Source organism: Bradyrhizobium daqingense, from assembly GCF_021044685.1.
GTDB classification, from domain to species: Bacteria; Pseudomonadota; Alphaproteobacteria; order Rhizobiales; family Xanthobacteraceae; genus Bradyrhizobium; species Bradyrhizobium daqingense.
Window position 1 is genome coordinate 3,906,563 of the sequence record NZ_CP088014.1, and the last position, 20,885, is coordinate 3,927,447.

The following is a 20,885-nucleotide window of genomic DNA, read 5'->3' on the forward strand; positions in this document are numbered from 1 at the left end:
CCGGCGAGGGAGGACATCACGGCGCGTTGCTGGTGTGAAGCCTCTAGCTGGCCTTCTTCGCCCGCGCCGGCGCACGCACCGGCTTGTCGGCCTTCTTCGCGGCCTCCTTGGGCGCGGTCTTTGCCGTGGCGTCCTTGCCGACCTTGCCAGATATCGGCAGCAGCATCTCGCGCTGGCCCACGACGCGCTTCTTCGGCTTCTTGCCCTTGACGGTCTCCTTGACAGTTTCCTTGGCAACCTTCGCCGCGGGCGCAGCGTCCTTCTCGGTCGCGAGGCTCTTCTTCAGCGCGTCCATCAGGTTGATGACGTTGCCACCGGTTTTCGGCGCGGCCTTGGCTGCGATAGGCATGCCGCTGCGCTTCTTGTTGATGAGGTCGATCAGCGCGGTTTCGTAGTGATCCTCGAAGAGTTCGGGCTCGAACGCGCCGGACTTCTTCTCGACGATGTGCCTGGCGAGATCGAGCATGTCCCTGGTCAGCTTCACGTCCTGGATGTCGTCGAAATATTCCGTTTCGCTGCGGACCTCATAGGGGTAGCGCAGCAGGGTGCCCATCAGCCCGCTCTCGAGCGGCTCCAGCGCGATGATGTGCTCGCGGTTGGTCAGCACCACGCGGCCGATCGCGACCTTGTCCATGCTGCGGATCGTCTCGCGGATCACCGCATAGGCGTCATGGCCGACCTTGCCGTCGGGCACGAGGTAATAGGGACGAATCAGATAGCGGCTGTCGATGTCGGCCTTGGGAACGAACTCGTCGATCTCGATCGTGTGAGTGGAGTCGAGCGCAATGTCGTCCAGTTCGTCCTTAGTGACTTCGATATAAGTGTCGGTGTCGACCTTGTAGCCCTTGACGATGTCCTCGGACGTCACCTCGTCACCGGTCTCGGCGTCGACCTTGAGATACTTGATCCGGTGGCCGGTCTTGCGGTTGATCTGGTTGAAAGAGACCTTCTCGGTATCCGAAGTGGCCGGATAGAGCGCGACCGGACAGGTCACGAGTGACAGACGCAGAAAACCCTTCCAATTGGCGCGGGGGGCCATGGGCTACTCCAAACGCAACGGGGACAGATGACGAGGATACCATCGGGGAACAACGAATCATAGCAAGGGGCGTTGCTGAATCTGGCAACTGCGTTAATCGGCCGGTGGTTGCGGCCCGATCGGAGCGCAAAAGTCGGAACATCGCATTCGATCCCGCGTTGGCTCGGGACACGGCTGCGAGGAGGTCGCGGCTAACGAAGCGACATCCAGAGATTGAGGGCATCATGGCAACCACGCGAGAGCAGCACCGTATCGTCGAAACTCCGACCGAGGCCCGTCAGGGCGAACCCGGACCTTCGGTGGCGGCGCTGCTCGCCATCTCGACCGGGCTGGCGATCCTGATCCTCGCCGTCGTCTGGTTCGTCTTCTTCCGGACCTGACGGGCAGACCAACACGCCTCGGACCCTTCCTATTCGCCGCGTGTCGCGGCACATTGCGCCCGCCAAGCCGCCGGTTCGCCCGGCCGGACTGGTGGGCGCAGTCGTATGGGCCGGCGGAAATCCTAAATGACCAAAAAGTAACGTTGGCGGGTTCCCCGCGTTCATATTCAGTTCACGCCGGAATTGCTCATCTCTGGCGCAAGATGCAGCCAATCTTTGGAGAGACGCGTGCGCCTGCTCGTTGTTGAGGACGACCCCGATCTCAATCGCCAGCTCACCAAGGCGCTGACCGACGCCGGCTATGTCGTCGACCGCGCCTTCGACGGAGAGGAGGGGCATTATCTCGGCGACAACGAGCCCTATGACGCCGTGGTGCTCGATATCGGCCTGCCGAAGAAGGACGGCATCTCGGTGCTGGAGGCATGGCGCCGTAACGGCCGCACCATGCCGGTCCTGATCCTCACCGCGCGCGACCGCTGGAGCGACAAGGTGCAGGGCTTCGATGCCGGCGCCGACGATTATGTCGCAAAGCCGTTCCATCTGGAGGAGGTGCTGGCACGCATCCGCGCGCTGCTGCGCCGCTCGACCGGCCACGCCCAGAGCGAGCTCAGCTGCGGTCCCGTCACCCTCGACACCAGGACCGGCCGGGTCAGCGTATCAGGCAATCCCGTGAAGATGACCTCGCACGAATATCGGCTTCTGGCCTATCTGATGCACCATTCCGGGCGCGTGGTCTCCCGCACCGAGCTGGTCGAGCATCTCTACGACCAGGACTTCGACCGCGACTCCAACACCATCGAGGTCTTCGTCGGCCGCATCCGCAAGAAGCTCGACGTCGACATCATCCAGACCGTCCGCGGCCTCGGCTATCTTCTGACCCCGCCGCCGGCTCCGGGCGCTTGAGCCCCTCGCGGACTTGACGGGAGGCCGAACAGGGGCCTTGGTCCGGTCATGACATCCGACGACCTGACATCGCGCCTTCCGGGTTCATGACCGATGGCCGCTAGCTCGCTTGCGAACCGCCTGTTCCTGTCGGCGACCGCCTGGCTCGTGGTGATCCTGGCCATCACCGGCGTGGTGCTGTCGTCGGTCTACAAGGACGCCACCGAACGCGCCTTCGACCGCCGGCTCAATCTCTACCTACGCACCCTGATCGCGGAGGTCGCGACCCCCGACGAGCCGCCGGACCGCCAGTTCCAGTCGCTCGGCGAGCCGCTGTTCGAGCTGCCGCTGTCCGGCTGGTACTGGCAGATCACGCGCACCGATACCGAGAAGCCGGAGGTACGCTCCTCGCGTTCGCTCTGGGACAAGAAGCTGCCGAAGCTCGAGGAGCAGGGCGCCGAACTCACCGCCGCCGGCATCCGCCTGGCTTATGTCGACGGTCCGGAGGGGCAAAACCTGCGCATGGTGGAGCGACCGGTCGACCTCGGTGCCGACGGCAAATATCTCGTCAGCGTCGCCGGCGACGACACCGAGATTTTCGACGAGACGCGGAGCTTCGACTACTATCTCGGCGGCACGTTCACGGCGCTCGGCATCGTGCTGCTGCTGACCACGGTGTTCCAGGTTCGCTTTGGCCTCGCGCCGCTCAAGCGAATCTCGGAATCCATCGCCGACATCCGCTCCGGGCGGGCGGAGCGGCTCGAGGGCGAATTCCCGGTCGAGATCGCGCCTTTGGCGCGCGAGACCAACGCGCTGATCGACGCCAATCGCGAGATCGTCGAGCGCGCGCGCACCCATGTCGGCAATCTCGCCCACGCCATCAAGACGCCGCTCTCGGTCATCGTCAATGAGGCAGGCAGCCATCCGGCCGATCCATTCGCGTCCAAGGTGATGGAGCAGGCCGACGTGATGCGCGACCAGGTCGCCCATCATCTGGAGCGCGCGCGGATTGCAGCACGGGTCTCCGTGGTCGCGACGGTGACGGAAGTTGCGCCCGCGATCGAGGCGCTGCGGCGGACCATGGAGAAGATCCACCGCGACCGCGGCATCGTGGTCGAGGCCAAGGCCGATCCGTCCGCCAAATTCCGGGGCGAGCGGCAGGATCTGGAGGAGATGGTCGGCAATCTCGTCGATAACGCCTGCAAATGGGCGACCTCGCGCGTCCTGATCGAGGTTCTGGTCGAGACGCCGCACCAGACCGGCACCGGCCCGCGTCTGCGGATCATCGTCGACGACGACGGCCGCGGCCTGTCGGAGGCCGAGCGGGCCCAGGTCTCCCGGCGCGGCCAGCGGCTGGATGAATCCAAGCCCGGCTCCGGATTGGGGCTGTCGATCGTGACCGATCTCGCCGCCCTTTATGGCGGCAGCCTCTCGCTTGGCGGCGCGCCGACCGGCGGTCTGCGGGCGGAGCTGGTCCTTCCCGGATTGTAATCTCTTGTTCCCACGGGATTTTTCGTCACGACCGATAGCTCTCCGGTGGAAACCGCGGCATTTCGAGGCCTCTTCCTAAACGGCTTCTTAAGCGGGACCTCCTATGATCGCGCCCGGACGCATCCCAGGTCCGCCATTTTACCATGCATTACCCGGGCGCATGAGCCAGACATCGATCGAGCGGCTGAGGGAATATCTCGCGCAGCTCCCGCCGCAGGCGCAGGCGCTGTTGATGCGGGAGTTCGAGCGCGCGCTGGAGCGTGGCCAGGACACGGCAGTGGCAACCCTCGTGCTTGAGCAACTGCGCAAGATCGTCCGCAAGAGCGAAGCCGACGACGCCTCGCCACCTCGCACGGACGATCTGTCGCGGCTGCTGTTTCAGGTGCTGGAACCGTTCCTGGTGGAGGCGGGTGCCCCTGTCAGGGTCGGGCAGATCCGCCGCTCCTCGCTGCACCCGATCTGGCAGTGGCTCGGCCGCGACGGCGCGCCGGACAAGGTGAATGAATTCGAGGCGGCGCTGGCCCGCATGCCGGCGGACAATGCAGGGCAGGTCGAGGCCCTGGCCTCGAAGCTCCAGGCGGTGGCTGCGGACGCCATCTTCGAGCTGACGGGACCCGGCGGCGGCGACAAGTCGCGCGCGCTCGCCCGGGTCGGCCCTCCCAACGTGATCGAGGACCTCTATTCGATCGGTGCGGTGCTCCAGGTCCGGGAGGCCATCGCGGCCCTGAACGAGAAGCTGCCGCGCTTCCTGCGCGCCTTCGGCGATTCCCAGATCGCCTCGGTGACCTCGGCGCTCAACATCCCCGTGCTCCAGACGCCGCAGATGCTGCCCTTTGCACTGTCGATGGTCGTGCAGCGGATGACCGCGCCGTGGCAGATCATCCGCCTCGCCATCAAGATTGCCGCATCCGACGACGAAATCCGCGTCGCGGCAACGCCCTACGGTGTCGCCGTCACCATCGCCCTGCACGATTTGTCCCGCGTTGCCGCGATCCTGCGCATGGATATCAAGCGCGGCCATTTCGACAATGTCGCCGACAATCTCAAGACACTGCATGACGGTGTGCGGGGCCTGCGCACCGAGCTGGACCTGCGCAACGATTCTGCCTGGGGCAAACAATTGACTTCGATCCGGGCCGACATCTCCAATGCGCTGCAATCCGAGATCGACAGCGTTCCCGGCCGTGTCCGCCGCATCCTGCGCCAGCGCCCCGAGAAGGATATTCCGCCGGGGGCGCGGATCGACAGCACCGAGGTCGAGGAAGCTGTGGCGCTGATCGATTTCGTCGCGACCTGCCGCAACTATGCGAGCGAGCTCGCGATCAACGAGGTGACGCTGCGCACCTATTCCGATCTCCAGCAATATGTCGAACGCTCGACCGAGCAGCTGGTGCAGGCGCTGCGCGCCGCCGATCACAAGGTCCGCACCTATCGGCAGCAGCAAGTGCAGGCCGCGATCCGATTCTGTCAGGTGCTGTTCGGCGACGATTACGCCTCGCTGATGAGTCGCGCGGCAGAAAACGCGCTCACGGGCGAACGCAAATCGTCGCGTGCAAGCGGATAGACACGCATCTTTTCCTGATCACAATTTTAAGTTGACGCTGCCGGTGCTGAGCCCTACGCTCCGTGCAAGTCCGGGGAATTTCTATTTGTGGGCGCATGAAACCCGTTATCAGCTCCATCGAAATCGAGAACCGCGTCATCACTGCCAAATATCAACGACTGATGGTCGGCGCGAAGGTGGTGCTGGTCGAGAAGGCAAGCGGTCGGCAGTTGCCGGAAACGGTCACCAGGGTCGCCTCGCCGGTTCCCGTCGGCGCGCTGCGCATCAGATTGCCGGCGGCGATCCGGGCAGGGACGTACTTCCTCAAGGCTTTTAACGGGCACGGCGAGGACGCCGCGCAAAGCACGGACTTCGAGATCGGCTAAGCCGTTGGAGTTTCACCGTTTCGGGACCGCCTGCGGTCGCGCCGAATTGACAATTGTCAATTGCCGCCTCGTCTAGCCGTGGTGTAAAGCCACCTATGGGCGCGGATCGTGCGCCCGCCGGAAGCTTGCCAGATGACGCTATGGTTCGTGTTCGCGCTGATGACGGTCGCGGCGATTTTCGCCGTGCTCCTTCCGCTCGGCCGCAGCGGACGCGCGCAAAACCAAGGCAGCGAGGTCGCGGTCTACAAGGACCAGCTGGCCGAGATCGAGCGTGATCTCGGTGCGGGCTTGATCGCCGCACCTGAAGCCGAGGCGGCGCGCGTCGAGATCAGCCGCAGGCTGCTCGCCGCGGCCGGCAGCGAAGCGGCACTGGAGCCGAAGTCTAGTCTGAAATGGCGCCGTGCGGCCGCCGTGCTGGCGCTGATCGGCCTGCCGGTGGTTGCGATCGGCGTCTACGTGCCGCTCGGCTCGCCCAGGCTGCAGGATTTTCCGCTGGCGCAGCGCGAGCGCGGGCCGGGGTCCAACACGCTCGAGAATATGGTCACGCAGGTCGAGCAGCACCTCGAGAAGAATCCGACCGACGGCCGTGGCTGGAACGTGCTCGGGCCGGTGCTGCAGCGGCTCGGCCGCTTCGACGATGCGGTGCGCGCCTATCGCAACTCGCTGACCTATAATGGCGAGACTTCGGAACGCCGGGCCGATCTCGGCGAGGCGCTCTCGGCGGCCGCGGGCGGTGTCGTGACTGCCGAAGCCAAGACCGAGTTCGAGCGCGCGCATGCGCTCGATGCCGATGATCCCAAGGCGAACTATTTCCTCGGGCTCGCCGCCGAGCAGGACGGGCGCAAGGACGATGCGGCCAATATCTGGCGCGCGCTGCTTGCGAAGGCGCCGGCGGATGCGCCCTGGCGTCCCCTGGTGCAATCGTCGCTGGCGCGGGTCGGCGGAAGCACGATGCCGGCGCTGTCGGATGAGACGATCGCTGCGTCCAAGGATATGGCCGAGGGCGACCGCAACGCGATGGTGCGCGGCATGGTCGACCGTCTGGCCACGCGGCTGAAGCAGAACGGCGACGATGTCGACGGCTGGCTGCGCCTGGTACGCGCCTATCTCGTGATGGGCGAGCGCGAGAAGGCCGTCGGCGCATCGGCCGATGCCCGGCAGGCGGTGGCCGGCAATGCCGAGCGGCTGCGCCAACTCAACGATGGCCTCAAAACTCTCGGGCTCGACGGATGACGATGTCGGGACCACACGAGCGGAGAACGGACACGCCATGACCCGCAAGCAGCGACGTATGACCATCATCGGCAGCTCGCTCGCCGTGCTCGCGCTCGCGGCCGCGCTGGTGCTCAACGCATTGCGCGACTCCATCGTGTTCTTCTCGACGCCGACGATGGTCGCCGAGAAGCACGTCGAGCCCGGCAAGCGGTTTCGCCTCGGCGGCCTGGTGCAGCCTGGCTCGCTCCAGCGTGGCGACAATCTCATGGTGACCTTCGAGGTCGCCGACGGCAGCGCCAAGCTTCCGGTCGCCTACAAGGGCATCCTGCCCGACCTGTTCCGCGAAGGGCAGGGTGTCGTCGCCGAAGGCGCGCTCGACGCCAACGGCGTGTTCAAGGCCGACACCGTGCTCGCCAAGCACGACGAGACCTACATGCCCAAGGACGTCGCCGATGCCCTGAAGAAGCAGGGGCACTGGAAGGACGATTACGATCCCAAAGCCTCCGGCGGCAGCAAGCCTCAAGCCGCGACGGCGCAGGGCAATCCGCAGGGAGCGGTGCGGTGATCGCGGAAACAGGACATTACGCATTGGTGCTGGCGCTCGGTCTCGCACTGATCCAGTCGATCGTGCCGCTGGTCGGCGCACGCCTGCGCGATCCTGCGCTGATGAACGTGGCGCGCTCGACCGCGCTGGCGCAGCTCTTGTTCGTCGGCGCCTCATTCACCGCGCTGGTAATGCTGCACGTCAACTCGGATTTCTCCGTTGCCAACGTCTACGAGAATTCCCACTCGATGAAGCCGCTGCTCTACAAAGTCACCGGCGTGTGGGGAAACCATGAAGGCTCGATGCTGCTGTGGGTCTTGATCCTGGCCCTGTTCGGCGGCCTCGTTGCGGCATTCGGCAACAATCTGCCGCTGTCGCTGCGCGCGCATGTGCTTGCCGTGCAGGCATGGGTCGCCAGCGCCTTCTATCTGTTCATCCTGGCGACGTCGAACCCGTTCCTGCGCATCGCCAGCCCGCCGATCGAGGGACGCGACCTCAATCCGGTGCTTCAGGACATCGGCCTCGCCGTGCATCCGCCGATGCTCTATCTCGGCTATGTCGGCTTCTCGATCTCGTTTTCCTTCGCCATCGCGGCGCTGATGGAGGGACGGATCGATGCGGCCTGGGCGCGCTGGGTGCGGCCGTGGACGCTGGTTGCCTGGATATTCCTGACGCTCGGCATCGCCATGGGCTCGTACTGGGCCTATTACGAGCTCGGCTGGGGCGGCTGGTGGTTCTGGGATCCGGTCGAGAACGCTTCGTTGATGCCCTGGCTCGCCGGCACCGCGCTGTTGCACTCGGCGCTGGTGATGGAGAAGCGCAACGCGCTGAAGGTCTGGACCATCCTGCTGTCGATCCTGACTTTCTCGCTGTCGCTGCTCGGCACGTTCTTGGTGCGCTCGGGCGTCATCACCTCGGTGCACGCCTTCGCCACTGATCCGACCCGCGGCGTGTTCATCCTGCTGATCCTCTGCCTGTTCATCGGCGGCAGCCTCGCGCTGTTCGCGGGACGCGCGACGTCGTTGAAGCAGGGCGGCCTGTTTGCGCCGATCTCGCGCGAGGGCGCGCTGGTGCTGAACAATCTCTTGCTCACGGTCGCCTGTGCGGTCGTGCTGTTCGGCACGCTCTATCCGCTGGCGATGGAGATGCTGGCCGACTTCAAGATGTCGGTCGGCGCGCCCTTCTACAATCTCACCTTCGCCCCGCTGTTCGCCCTCTTGCTGCTCGCCGTGCCGTTCGGGCCGATGCTGGCGTGGAAGCGCGGCGATCTGCTCGGCGTGACCCAGCGCTTGCTCGCAGCCGGCGTTGCCGGCCTCGTCGTCGTCGCCATCGTTTGGGCCTGGGTACGGGGCGGCAGCGCGCTGGCGCCGCTCGCGATCGGGCTCGGGGTCTTCGTCATTGCCGGCGCCGTCACCGACCTCGCCGAGCGCACCGGCCTGGTCCGCCTGCCGTTCGCGACGGTGCTGCACCGCGCGCGCGGCCTGCCGCGCTCGGCCTGGGGCTCCGCCTTTGCACATGCCGGTCTCGGCGTGGCGCTGATCGGGATCGTTTGCGAGACCACCTGGAACAGCGAACATATCGCGACGATGAAGCAGAACGACGTCGCTCAAATCGCAGGCTACGACGTGAAGCTCGACGGCTTGCTGCAGCGCCAGGGCCCGAACTATCGCGAGATGATCGCCGAGTTCAACGTCAGCCGCGACGGTGAGCCTGTCACCGTCATGACGCCGTCCAAGCGCAGCTTCACCACGCGCGGCTCGTCCACCACCGAGGCGGCGCTGATGACGCGTGGCGCGAGCCAGCTCTATATCTCGCTCGGCGATGCCACCGCCGAAGGCGCCATTGCCGTGCGCATCTATTACAAGCCGATGGTACTCTTGATATGGTGGGGACCGGTGATGATGGCGTTCGGCGGCGTGCTGTCGTTGTCCGACCGGCGCCTGCGCGTCGGCGCGCCGAAGCCGGCGCGGGCCAAGCAGCGCCTCCAGCCGGCGGAGTGATCCGATGCGCCGGATGATGGCTGCGTTCGTGGCGCTGATGCTGCTGGCCTCGCCTGCGGCGCACGCTGTGCAGCCCGACGAGATCATGTCGGACCCGGTCAAGGAAGGGCGCGCGCGCGAATTGTCGCGAGAGCTGCGTTGCATGGTCTGTCAGAACCAGTCGATCGACGATTCCGACGCGCCGCTGGCGCGCGATCTCAGGCTCCTGGTGCGCGAGCGCATCGCGGCGGGCGACAGCAATTCGCAGGTGCTCGATTTCCTGGTCGCGCGCTATGGCGAGTTCGTGCTGCTCAAGCCGCGCTTCGAACGCCAGAACCTGCTGTTGTGGCTGCTCGGACCGGTGCTGCTGATCGGCGGCGGCCTTGCGTTATGGCTGCAAATCCGGCGTCGTGCGCGAAGCGGTGCAGACCTACCGGCTCCGCCGCTCTCGCCGGAAGAGAAAGCGCGACTCGCTTCCTTGATGTCGGACGACGCGAAGTCGTCCTAGCTACGCAATGATACGTAGGCCGCCGGGAAGCGCAAAGTCGACGAGTTCATCGTCAGCGGCAGGGCGAGCTGACGTCGCCAAAAACCTGATCTAACGCGTGTCACCGGAACTCGACTAAGTTCCTGGAGCGCAACGCTTTTCTTGCTGCGCTAAACTGCCGCATCCGCGCGTGGCTTCATTACGAAAGTTTAACCCCGCCGCCAGCGCACGGTAAGGCGGGAGCCCCCATGTTCAGGTCCGTAAGGTGCCGCCATCGGGCGCCAAAAGAATTTCAAGGCCCTGGAGATCTCTACATGACCGACCGTCCCGACCTCTCGAACCTTCCGTCCTACCGGCAGCCGCGCCGGTCGGTGTTCTCCGCACGCAAGATCGCGCTGATGGCCTCGGTCGTCGCCGGTCTCGGCGCGGCCGTCTATGGCTTCAGCCCCTCGACCTCGCCGGCAGACCTGTTCGCCAGTCCGGCGCATGCACAGGTCAACAACGAGGTCCGCAAGGTCGAGCGTCCGGTCGGATTCGCCGATGTCGTCGAGCGCGTGAAGCCGTCGGTGATCTCGGTGAAGGTCAACATGAAGGAGAAGGCCGCGAGCAACGATGACGGCGATGACCAGTCCTCGCCGTTCCAGCCGGGCTCGCCGATGGAGCGCTTCTTCCGCCGCTTCGGCGGTCCGGATGGTATCCCGGGGCTGAAGGGCGGTCGTGGCCGCGTCGTGCAGGGCCAGGGCTCCGGCTTCTTCATCTCGGCCGACGGCTATGCCGTGACCAACAATCACGTGGTCGACGGCGCCGACAAGGTCGAGGTCACCACCGACGACGGCAAGACCTATACCGCCAAGGTGATCGGCACCGACCAGCGCACTGACCTCGCTTTGATCAAGGTCGAAGGCAGCTCGAACTTCCCGTTCGCCAAGCTTGCCGACAGCAAGCCGCGGATCGGCGACTGGGTACTCGCGGTCGGCAATCCCTTCGGTCTCGGCGGCACCGTGACCGCAGGCATCGTCTCGGCCAGCGGCCGCGACATCGGCAACGGCCCCTATGACGATTTCATCCAGATCGACGCGCCCGTGAACAAGGGCAATTCCGGCGGTCCGGCCTTCGACACCAACGGCGAGGTGATGGGCGTCAACACCGCGATCTACTCGCCCTCGGGCGGCAGCGTCGGCATCGCGTTCTCGATTCCGGCCAACACCGTCAAGAGCGTGATCGCCCAGCTCAAGGACAAGGGCTCGGTCAGCCGCGGTTGGATCGGCGTGCAGATTCAGCCCGTCACCTCCGACATCGCCGACAGCCTCGGCATGAAGAAGGCCGAAGGCGCGCTGGTGGCGGAGCCGCAGGCGAACGGTCCGGCGGCCAAGGCCGGCATCGAGTCCGGCGACGTCATCACCGCGGTCAACGGCGAAGCCGTCAAGGACGCCCGCGAGCTGGCGCGCACCATCGGCGGCATGGCGCCCGGCGCCACCGTGAAGCTCAACGTGCTGCACAAGGGCCAGGACAAGGTGGTGAACCTCACGCTCGGCCAGCTGCCGAACACGGTCGAGGCCAAGGCCGACACCGACACTGACAGCGGCAAGGGTGCGAGCCGCGGCACCGACGTGCCCAAGCTCGGCATGACCGTTGCGCCCGCCAATTCCGTCGCCGGCGCCGGCAAGGAAGGCGTCGTGGTGACCCAGGTCGATCCGAAGAGCGCCGCGGCCGAACGCGGCTTCAAGGAAGGCGACGTGATCCTCGAAGTCGGCGGCAAGAGCGTCGCCACTGCCGGCGAAGTCCGCGATGCCATCAACACGGCGCGGACCGACAACAAGAACAGCATCCTGATGCGTGTGAAGAGCGGCGGCCAGTCGCGCTTCGTCGCCGTGCCCATCGCCAAGGGCTGAGGCGTCAGGAGGCTTACGAGATGAAGGGTGTCGCCGGCATCAGTCGCCCCCGCCGGTGGCGCCCTTCGGGGGAGCAGCGCAATGCTCGCTTCCCCTGTCTACCTTCCGGTGGAATTACGCCCCCCTCCGTCGGAAGGCCTAGGGCGGTGAGGTCCCCCCAGCCTCACCGCCCGCCTTTTCCTCGCTCCGAGATGGTCCCGCTCGGCTTGCATGCGATTGCCGTCCGCGCCATGTTTAGAGAAGGTTCACGCCCTTGACCGTCGCCGAACGCACGATGCGCCTCCTCATCATCGAAGACGACCGCGAATCCGCCGACTATCTCGTGAAGGCGTTTCGTGAAGTCGGGCACATTGCCGACCACGCCGCCGACGGCGAGGAAGGCCTCGCCATGGCGGAGAGCGGCGATTACGAGGTGCTGGTGGTCGACCGCATGCTGCCCAAGCGCGACGGCCTGTCGCTGATCGGCGCGCTGCGCGAGAAGGACAACACCACGCCGGTGCTGATTCTCTCCGCACTCGGACAGGTCGACGACCGCATCAAGGGCCTGCGCGCCGGCGGCGACGATTATCTGCCGAAACCCTATTCCTTCGCCGAGCTGCTCGCCCGCGTCGAGGTGCTGTCGCGCCGCCGCGGCGGCCCCGCCGAGGACACGCTCTACCGCGTCGGCGATCTCGAGCTCGACCGTCTCTCCCACCGCGTCGCCCGCGGCAAGGACGAGCTGACGCTGCAGCCGCGCGAATTCCGCCTGCTCGAATACCTCATGAAGCACGCCGGCCAGGTGGTGACGCGCACCATGCTGCTCGAGAACGTCTGGGATTATCATTTCGATCCGCAGACCAACGTGATCGACGTGCACATTTCGCGGTTGCGCTCCAAGATCGACAAGGGTTTCGAGCGCCCGCTGCTGCACACGATCCGCGGCGCCGGATACATGATCCGTGACGGCATTCGGTAAACTCGTCCGCACCACGGCGTTCCGGCTGACGCTGGTCTATCTGCTGCTGTTTGCGATGTTCGCGGCCTCGCTTCTGGCTTATTTCGCCTGGAACACGCGGCGGCTGATCACCGAGGAAATCACCCAGACGGTCAATGCCGAAACCTCGGAGATCAGCGAGATCTACGGTCGCAGAGGGCTGCGCGGTCTCGTGCTTGCGATCGAATACCGGGCGCTGCGGCCGGGGGCCAACCTCTACCTCGTGACCACGCCGACCGGGCAGGCGATCGCCGGCAATGTCGGCTCGCTCGCGCCCGGCGTGATGGCGACGCGCGGCTGGTCCGAGACGGCCTATCGGCGGATCGAGGATGCGGACGAACGGGATCATCGCGCGCTGGTGCGCGTCACCGAGCTGGAGAACGGCTTCCGACTTCTGATCGGCCGCGATCTCGACGAGCGGCGGCGGCTGTTCGGCATCGTGGCCAAGGCCGCGCAATGGTCGGTCCTGATCGTCGTGGTGCTCGGCCTCGGTGGCGGCATCTTCGTCGCGCGCCGTGTCTTGAGGCGCATCGACGCGATGACCGGCACCACGCAGCGGATCATGTCCGGTGATCTCAGCGAGCGCCTGCCCGTGGGGCGCAGCGGCGACGAGCTCGATCGCCTCGCCGAAAACCTCAACGCCATGCTGGAGCGGATCGAGGCGCTGATGGCAGGGCTGAAGGAAGTCTCCGACAACATTGCGCACGATCTCAAGACGCCGCTGACGCGCCTGCGCAACCGCGCCGAAGAGGCGCTCGCCAAATCAGGCTGCGAGGCCGACTATCGCGCCGCACTGGAGCGAACCATCGAGGAATCCGACGGGCTGATCCGCACCTTCAACGCGCTTCTGATGATCGCGCGCGCCGAGTCCGGACAGGCGCGCGGCAACATGGACGACTTCGACGCCGCCGAGGTCGCGAACGGCATTCACGAGCTCTACGAGCCGCTTGCCGAAGACGACGGCATGACGCTGAAGGTCAAGGCAGAGCCGACGCCGGTTCACGCCAATCGCGAGTTGATCAGTCAGGCGCTCGCCAATCTCGTCGAGAACGCGATCAAATATGGCAAGCCAGTGGCGCAGGCCGCGGGAACCGTGGTCAGCATGGACGCCAGGCAGATCACGATCGAGGCGAGGCGCGATGGCGACCAGGTGCTGCTCAGCGTCACCGATCGTGGCCCGGGCATCCCGGAAGCGGATCGCAAGCATGTAGTCGAGCGATTCGTGCGGCTGGAAGCCAGCCGCACGCTGCCGGGCTCCGGCCTCGGCCTCAGCCTCGCCTCGGCGGTTGCGACATTGCACGGCGGCGAATTGCGCTTGGGCGATGCGCATCCCGGCCTCGTCGCCACACTCGTCCTGCCGGCGCGCGCGGGTGTCGGCGACAGGGTTGCTCCGCCAATACCGGATGTGCCACAGAAGGTGGCATGAACCACTCCGCGCCGGGAAACGCGGACAAGCATGGTGAGAGCCTCGCCGCACGCTTCGCGGAGGCTCCCTGTGTTGCCGCTTCCACAACCGACGAGAATCGTTTTTCGAATTGGCTGGCCGAGCTCGAGCCGGCGCAATCAGCCCGTCTCGAATCGCTGCTGGTTCATCGCTTCACGCGGGAGATTCTGACCGGCATTGCGGAATTCTCGCCCTATCTGTTCGAGCTGGTGCGCGCCGATCCTCCGCGCCTGATCCGGTTGCTCGAATGCGATCCGAATGTGCATCTGGCGGGGTTGATGGCGGAGGCGAGGGGCGCCGTGCTCGCGGCGCCTGACGAAGCCGAGGTGATGCGCCTGCTTCGCCGTATGAAGGCGGAGGCAGCGCTGCTGACCGCGCTGTGCGACATCGGCGGCGTCTGGCCCGTGATGCGCGTGACCGCGGCGCTGACCGATGTCGCGGTGTTCTCGGTCCAGGCGGCGCTCCAGTACCTGCTGCGGCAGGAAGCCGCACGCGGCAAGCTCTCACCGCCCGATCCGGAGGCGCCCGAGATCGGCTGCGGGCTGATCGTGCTCGCGATGGGCAAGATGGGCGCGGGCGAGCTGAACTATTCCAGCGACATCGATCTCATCGTGTTCTTCGACCCCGAGGCGACCACGCTCGCGCCCGATATCGAACCGCAGCCGTTCTTCGTACGCGTGACCCAGGGCATGGCGCGCGTTCTCCAGCAGCGCACCTATGACGGTTACGTCTTTCGTGTCGATCTGCGCCTGCGGCCAGATCCGTCCTCGACACAGGTGGCGATCTCCCGAGATGCTGCGCTGAGCTATTACGAAAGGGAAGGGCGCACCTGGGAGCGTGCCGCGATGATCAAGGCGCGTGCCTGCGCCGGGGATCCCAAAGCGGGCGAGGCATTGCTGGCCGAGATCGCGCCGTTTGTCTGGCGCAAGCATCTCGACTTCGCCGCGCTCGCCGACGTGCACGACATGAAGCGTCAGATGCAGACCTATCGCGGCCAAAGCGAAGTCGCCGTCGAGGGCCACAACGTCAAGGTCGGGCGCGGCGGCATCCGCGAGATCGAGTTCTTCGCACAGACTCAGCAGTTGATCGCCGGCGGCCGCCATCCGGAATTGCGGGTCCGGCCGACGCTTGAAGCGCTCGACGTGCTCGCCTCCAGCAACTGGATCACCTCTGCCGCGCGGGACGAACTGGCCACGGCCTACGAATTCCTGCGCCGCGTCGAGCATCGTCTTCAGATGATCGCCGACGAGCAGACCCATACGCTGCCCGAGGACAAGGCGGCGGTCGAGCGTTTCGCCTGTTTCTTCGGCTACCCCGATCGCGAGGCCTTTGCGCGCGATCTATTGCGCCAGCTCGAGATCGTGCAGGGCCATTACGAAAAGCTGTTCGAGGGCGACGATCCGACCGGCACGGCCAAATTGCCGGCGCTCGACTACAGCGCGGGTCCCGAAGATCCGCGCCTGCTTCAGCACATTGCCGCGCTCGGCTTCAAAAAGCCTGCCGCGGTCGCGCAGACCGTGCGCGACTGGATCACCGGCGACTATCGCGTGTTCCGCAATGAGGCGACGCGAAGCGCCTTCGTCGAGTTCGTGCCGGCCCTGATCGACGGTCTCGCCCATGCCGAAGAGCCGGATCGTGCCGTCGTGGCGTTCGATCATTTCCTCGCCGCGCTGCAGCGCGGCGGCCGGCTGATCACGCTGCTCGGCCAGAATCGCGATCTCGTCGCGCTGGTGGCGCTGGTGCTGGGCGCGGCGCCGCGGCTCGGCGAGATGCTGGCGCGCCAGCCGCAGCTGATGGACGGCCTGATCGATCCGCGCTTCTTCGGCGCGATGCCGGACCGGCAGGAATTGTCGGGACGGTTGGCTGCGACCGTGCAGGATGCCGGCTCATACGAAGAGTTCCTGGATCGCCTGCGCCTCTTTGGGCAGGAGAGCCTGTTTCTGATCGGCACGCGTATCCTGTCCGGCACCGTCTCGGCGCAACAGGCCAGCACGGCCTTTGCCGATGTCGCAGAAGGCATGGTCCACACCGTGCATGGCCTCGTTGCCGACCGCTTCGCCGCTCAGCACGGCCGCATCAAGGGGCAGGAGACCGCGATCATCGCGATGGGCCGGCTCGGCAGCCGCGAGATGACGGCCTCGTCGGATCTCGACTTGATCCTGCTCTACGATTTCGACAGCGACGATCCGGACTCCGACGGGCCGAAATCGCTGCAAGGCGCCCACTATTTCGCACGCTTCACCCAACGTCTGATCAGCGCCTTCACGACGCGCACCAATTACGGCGTGCTCTACGAGATCGACATGCGACTGCGTCCCTCGGGCCGTGCCGGTCCCGTGGCTTCGAGCCTCGTCTCGTTCGCGGACTACCAGGCCAACGAGGCCTGGACCTGGGAGCACATGGCCCTGACACGCGCCCGCGTGGTGTCGGCCTCGCCCGAATTCCGCGAGCGGATCGAGCGCGTCATCCGCGACGTCCTGATCCGCCGCCGCGACCCCGCCATCACCGCCAACGACGTCGCCGACATGCGGCGTGCCATCGCCCAGGAGAAGGGCGAGGCCGATTGCTGGGACATCAAGCATGCCGCCGGCGGCATGGTCGATATCGACTTCATCGCGCAATATCTCCAGCTCGTGCACGCTCACGACAAGCCGGAGATTCTCGACGTCAGCACCATGCAGGTTTTGGAGAACGCATGCAGGCTCGGCGTGCTCCCGCAATCGGAGACCGAGATCTTGCGCGCCGCAGCGCGCCTCTATCACGACCTGACGCAGATCTTGCGGCTCTGCGTCAGCGACCGCTTCAAGCCGGAAACGGCCGGCACCGATCTCCAGCGCGTGATGGCGCGGGCCGGCGATGCGCCGGATTTCTCCTCGCTGGAGGCGCGGGTGAAGGAGACGCAGAGCGAGGTGCGGCGCGTCTTCAGGGCGCTGCTGGAAGGGACGTCGTCTGCTTCAGCGCGGTGAGGGCCTCGCGGACGTCAGGCGCGAGGTCGGCGTCCCGTGCTGCGGCCGTGAATTCGGATCGATTGGCGGGGGTGATCACGCGATCTGAAAATGACATAATGCGCCATCGAGCCGGGGGATTTCAGGGTGTGGGGCGGAGGCGGGTGTGCTAGCTTGCGCGCCCCGACGGAACACGAGGGGACGACCGGTTGATCGACAAGCTTGAACTATTGCTGGCGCTGGCGAAGGAGCGGCATTTCGGGCGCGCGGCGGAGGCCTGCGGCGTGACGCAGCCGACGATGTCGACCGGGCTCAAGCAGCTCGAGGAGATCCTCGGCGTGATGCTGGTCCAGCGCGGCTCCCGCTTCCAAGGCTTCACGCCCGAAGGCGAGCGTGCGCTCGACTGGGCGCGGCGGATCGTGGGCGATGCCCGCGCGATGCGCGACGAGATCAACGGGCTGAAGCATCAGCTCTCCGGCGAGATCCGCATCGCGGCGATCCCGACCGTGCTCGGTATGGTCGCCGCGCTGACGACGCCGTTCCGCGCCCGGCATCCCGATGTGCGTTTCAGCATCCGCTCGACAACCTCATCGGAGGTGCTCGGGCTGCTCGAAAATCTCGAGGTCGATGCGGGGCTGACCTATATCGAGAACGAGCCGATCGGCAAGGTGCGCACCATCCCGCTCTACAACGAGAGCTACCGCCTGCTGACCGCGCCGGACGGGATGTTCGGCGACCGCGAAACGGTGACCTGGATCGAGGTCGGGCAGGTGCCGCTGTGCCTGCTCACGCCCGACATGCAGAACCGCCGCATCATCGACCGCGCGCTGCGCTCGGTCGGCGCGGAGGCGACACCGACGCTGACCTCGAACTCGCTGCTGGTTCTGTTCACGCACGTCAAGACCGGGCGGTGGGCGAGCGTGATGCCGGCCAAGCTCGCCGAAACGCTCGGCCTGTCAGATACGGTGCGCTCGATCCCGATCGTCGATCCCGAGGTCAATTACAGCATCGGCCTCGTGATCCCGCAGCGCGATCCCATGACGCCGCTGATCGCGGCGCTGGTCAATGTGGCGCGCGAAGTGGCGCCGACGCTGCAGCTGTAGGGACCAGGGCGAAAGCGCCTGAGCAAGCGCCTCGTCCTTCGACACGCCCGCTTCGCGGGCTCCTCGGTTTTCGTTGAAACTGCTGCCGCGTACTCCGCCCTCATCCTGAGGGCCGCCGGAGGCGGGCGTCTCGAAGGATGGTGGCAGGCGAGCCTCCCGCGGTGCGCTAAGCGGCAGCCCACATCTTGGATGCCTTCACGGCGTCGCGCGGCAGCGTCACGCGCACCACCGTGCCGACGTCGATCTTGGAGCGCAGGCGCATCGAGCCGCCGTGGAGCTGCGCCAGCGAGCGCGCGATGGCGAGGCCGAGGCCCGAGCCATGATAGGTCTTGGTGAGCTGGCTCTCGACCTGCTCGAACGGGCGGCCGAGCCGCGCCAGCGAATGCGGCGCGATGCCGATTCCGGTGTCGGCGATCATCAACACGATCTTGTCGTCGAGCTGCCGGCTGCGCACCACGACGCGGCCGCCGTCGGGCGTGAACTTCACCGCGTTGGAGAGCAGGTTCACGATGATCTGCTTGGTGGCGCGGCGGTCGGCGACGACGGAGATGGATTTGGCGATGTCGGCATCCAGCGTCAGGTGCTTGTCCTGCGCCCGGCCGGTGACGACCCGCAGCGATTCCGCCAGCGTCCGGGACAGGTCGAGCTCCTCCATGTCGAGCTTCATGCGGCCGGCCTCGATCTTGGACATGTCGAGGATGTCGTTGATGACCTCGAGCAGGTAGTGGCCGCTGGTCAGGATGTCCTGGCAGTATTCCTGGTACTTCTCGCTGCCGAGCTCGCCGAACATGCCCGAGCCCATGATCTCGGAGAAGCCGATGATCGCGTTGAGCGGCGTGCGCAGCTCGTGGCTCATATTGGCGAGGAACTTCGACTTGGTCTGGTTGGCTTCCTCGGCGCGGGTCTTCTCGCGCTGGTACTTTTCGGCGAGGTCGGCGAGCTCGACCGCCTGGCGCTCCAGCGCGGCCTGCGAGCGCTTGAGGTCGATCACGGTGGCGCGCAGGCGCAGATCGTTGTCGACCAGCTTCTGCTCGTGCTCCTTGATGCGCGTGATGTCGGTGCCGACCGAGACGTAGCCGCCGTCCTTGGTGCGGCGCTCGCTGATGTGCAGCCAGCTGCCGTCGTCGAGCTGCGCCTCGAAGGTGCGCGCGCCGGGGCCTTGGGCGGCGGTCTCGTTGTGGCGGGTGCGCACCTCCGGCATGCGGCCGACTTCGAGCACGGTTTCGTAGGAGGTGCCGGGGATCACGGCGGTGTCCGGCAGCTTATGCAGGCGCTGGAAGTGCGAGTTGCACAGCACCAGGCGGTCGCTGGCGTCCCACAGCACGAAGGCTTCCGGAATGGTCTCGATGGCGTCGCGCAGGCGGAGGTCGGCTTCCACCGTCTTCTCGGCGAGGCTCTTCTGCTCGGTGATGTCGACCGCGATGCCGATCAGGTGCACGCTGGAATCGGTCGCGCCACGCACCTTTTCGCAACGGACGCGGAGCCAGATCCAGTGGCCGTCGACATGCTGCATGCGGAAGGTCTGGTCGATGTGGTCGATCTTCTCGGAGATGAGCTGGTCGGCGATCTCGAACAGATCGATGTCGTCGGATTTCACCAGCGCGTTGACCTCGCCGAAGGTGAGGAGCTCGTTGCGGCCGTCGAGGCCGAGCATCGAGAACATCGACTGCGACCAGAAGATCCGGCCGCGAGACAGGTCCCAGTCCCACAGGCCGCAGCGGCCGCGGTTGAGCGCGGTGTCGATGCGGCCACGCACGGCGTCGTTGATGAGGTCGCCTTCGCGGGCGCGGGTCGACTGCCAGTGGAACGCGAAGCCCAGGATCAGGACGACGAAGCCTGTCGTCGCCGACAAGGTCACCGAGAGCGCGGCGTCCGACCCCCAGATCGGCTCGTTGCGCTCCTGGATCACGGTGATGAAGCCGGGGAGCGACTTGATCTGGCGCGAGGTCGCCATCGCGGCATTTCCGTTCGGCAGCGTCATGTCGGAGACGCTGGCGTCGCGCGGCGGCGCCGCGACCAGTTGCGCCGTGGTAATCGCATCGAGCAGGCGGTCGTTGCCGGCAGGGTCGTTGTCGATCGGGATGCGGGCGAGGATCCGGCGGTCGATGCCGGCCGAGGTGACGATGACGTGGCGGCCCGAGGCGGTGCCCCAGGACGGAATGAGATCAGGCAGCAGCGTCGGCAGGCTCTCGATGGTCTTGAGCCGCTCCTGTCGCACCGAGGTGAGGCGGTCGATGCGTTCGGCGAGCAGGTCGGCGAGCGCCGAGATGTCGTGCCGGATCACCATGCGCTTCTGGCGCGTCTGGTCGACGACCTGCACGAACGCGCCGAGGCAGATCGTGATCAGGAATGCGATGATGAGCGTCGGCACGGCGCGGCGCAGCGCCGGCTCCGCGATCAGCAGCCGGTGATAGGCAGGTTTCGCGATCGATTGCGCCAATCCTTTGATCGAATCGGATTGGACGCACGCGTTCGCGGCGTCTGCACGCGACATGCCTTCGGCCCCCTGAAAACGAGTTTCGAAAGCAGCCCCACGTCGCTTTCGAATCACACCGATTTGAATCCAGTTTTCGCGGGCTGTC

Annotated in this window: 16 protein-coding genes; 14 read left to right on the top strand and 2 right to left on the bottom strand. The window is 66.0% G+C overall.

Translation table 11 applies throughout. From position 1 onward, the window contains the following. Positions 1-43: 43 nt before the first annotated feature. The gene (gene ku / locus LPJ38_RS18535; RefSeq protein ID WP_145627530.1) at positions 44-1,039 is read right to left on the bottom strand and encodes a non-homologous end joining protein Ku; all 996 of its coding nucleotides are present in this window, start codon (positions 1,037-1,039) and stop codon (positions 44-46) included. 224 nt (positions 1,040-1,263) lie between these two features. Here ku and LPJ38_RS18540 point away from each other — a divergent pair, with 224 nt between their 5' ends. The 14 genes from LPJ38_RS18540 (at position 1,264) to LPJ38_RS18605 (ending at position 18,303) form a co-directional block, all read left to right on the top strand. After that, a complete protein-coding gene (locus LPJ38_RS18540) occupies positions 1,264-1,419 on the top strand; it encodes a hypothetical protein (protein ID WP_008553760.1) in 156 nt (51 codons plus the stop codon). Between the two features lie 228 nt (positions 1,420-1,647). Further along, the gene (locus tag LPJ38_RS18545) at positions 1,648-2,322 is read left to right on the top strand and encodes a response regulator transcription factor (protein WP_011085905.1); all 675 of its coding nucleotides are present in this window, start codon (positions 1,648-1,650) and stop codon (positions 2,320-2,322) included. A 93-nt stretch (positions 2,323-2,415) separates the two neighbouring features. Then, positions 2,416-3,792, top strand: a complete 1,377-nt coding sequence (locus LPJ38_RS18550) for a sensor histidine kinase (protein ID WP_145627529.1) — start codon at positions 2,416-2,418, stop codon at positions 3,790-3,792. A gap of 160 nt (positions 3,793-3,952) precedes the next feature. Beyond that, entirely contained in the window at positions 3,953-5,356 is a 1,404-nt protein-coding gene (locus tag LPJ38_RS18555; protein ID WP_167520185.1) for a hypothetical protein, read from the top strand. 95 nt (positions 5,357-5,451) lie between these two features. After that, positions 5,452-5,721, top strand: a complete 270-nt coding sequence (locus LPJ38_RS18560) for a hypothetical protein (protein ID WP_145627525.1) — start codon at positions 5,452-5,454, stop codon at positions 5,719-5,721. Positions 5,722-5,853: 132 nt separating this feature from the next. Beyond that, positions 5,854-6,954 carry a c-type cytochrome biogenesis protein CcmI gene (gene ccmI, locus LPJ38_RS18565; protein WP_145627523.1) on the top strand — a complete coding sequence of 367 codons (1,101 nt, stop codon included), beginning with the start codon at positions 5,854-5,856 and terminating at the stop codon, positions 6,952-6,954. 37 nt (positions 6,955-6,991) lie between these two features. Continuing rightward, complete coding sequence (gene ccmE, locus LPJ38_RS18570; protein WP_145627521.1) at positions 6,992-7,501, top strand: cytochrome c maturation protein CcmE; 510 nt, start codon at positions 6,992-6,994, stop codon at positions 7,499-7,501. Then, positions 7,498-9,480 (top strand): heme lyase CcmF/NrfE family subunit, encoded by a 1,983-nt coding sequence (locus tag LPJ38_RS18575; protein WP_145627519.1) that lies wholly within the window; start codon positions 7,498-7,500, stop codon positions 9,478-9,480. Before ccmE ends, LPJ38_RS18575 begins: the two co-directional genes overlap by 4 nt. A gap of 4 nt (positions 9,481-9,484) precedes the next feature. Further along, positions 9,485-9,967, top strand: a complete 483-nt coding sequence (locus LPJ38_RS18580; protein WP_145627516.1) for a cytochrome c-type biogenesis protein — start codon at positions 9,485-9,487, stop codon at positions 9,965-9,967. Between the two features lie 293 nt (positions 9,968-10,260). Next, positions 10,261-11,838, top strand: a complete 1,578-nt coding sequence (locus LPJ38_RS18585; RefSeq protein WP_008553794.1) for a Do family serine endopeptidase — start codon at positions 10,261-10,263, stop codon at positions 11,836-11,838. 274 nt (positions 11,839-12,112) lie between these two features. Next, complete coding sequence (locus LPJ38_RS18590) at positions 12,113-12,793, top strand: response regulator transcription factor (RefSeq protein ID WP_145627514.1); 681 nt, start codon at positions 12,113-12,115, stop codon at positions 12,791-12,793. After that, positions 12,777-14,237 carry a sensor histidine kinase gene (locus tag LPJ38_RS18595; RefSeq protein ID WP_145627512.1) on the top strand — a complete coding sequence of 487 codons (1,461 nt, stop codon included), beginning with the start codon at positions 12,777-12,779 and terminating at the stop codon, positions 14,235-14,237. Before LPJ38_RS18590 ends, LPJ38_RS18595 begins: the two co-directional genes overlap by 17 nt. Beyond that, entirely contained in the window at positions 14,234-17,221 is a 2,988-nt protein-coding gene (locus LPJ38_RS18600) for a bifunctional [glutamine synthetase] adenylyltransferase/[glutamine synthetase]-adenylyl-L-tyrosine phosphorylase (protein WP_145627510.1), read from the top strand. The genes LPJ38_RS18595 and LPJ38_RS18600 overlap by 4 nt, the downstream gene beginning before the upstream one ends. Positions 17,222-17,409: 188 nt before the next feature. Continuing rightward, a complete protein-coding gene (locus tag LPJ38_RS18605) occupies positions 17,410-18,303 on the top strand; it encodes a LysR family transcriptional regulator (RefSeq protein ID WP_145627508.1) in 894 nt (297 codons plus the stop codon). Positions 18,304-18,469: 166 nt separating this feature from the next. Here the strand turns inward: LPJ38_RS18605 and LPJ38_RS18610 are convergent, their stop codons facing one another. Beyond that, complete coding sequence (locus LPJ38_RS18610) at positions 18,470-20,797, bottom strand: PAS domain-containing sensor histidine kinase (protein WP_145627506.1); 2,328 nt, start codon at positions 20,795-20,797, stop codon at positions 18,470-18,472. Positions 20,798-20,885 lie beyond the last annotated feature (88 nt).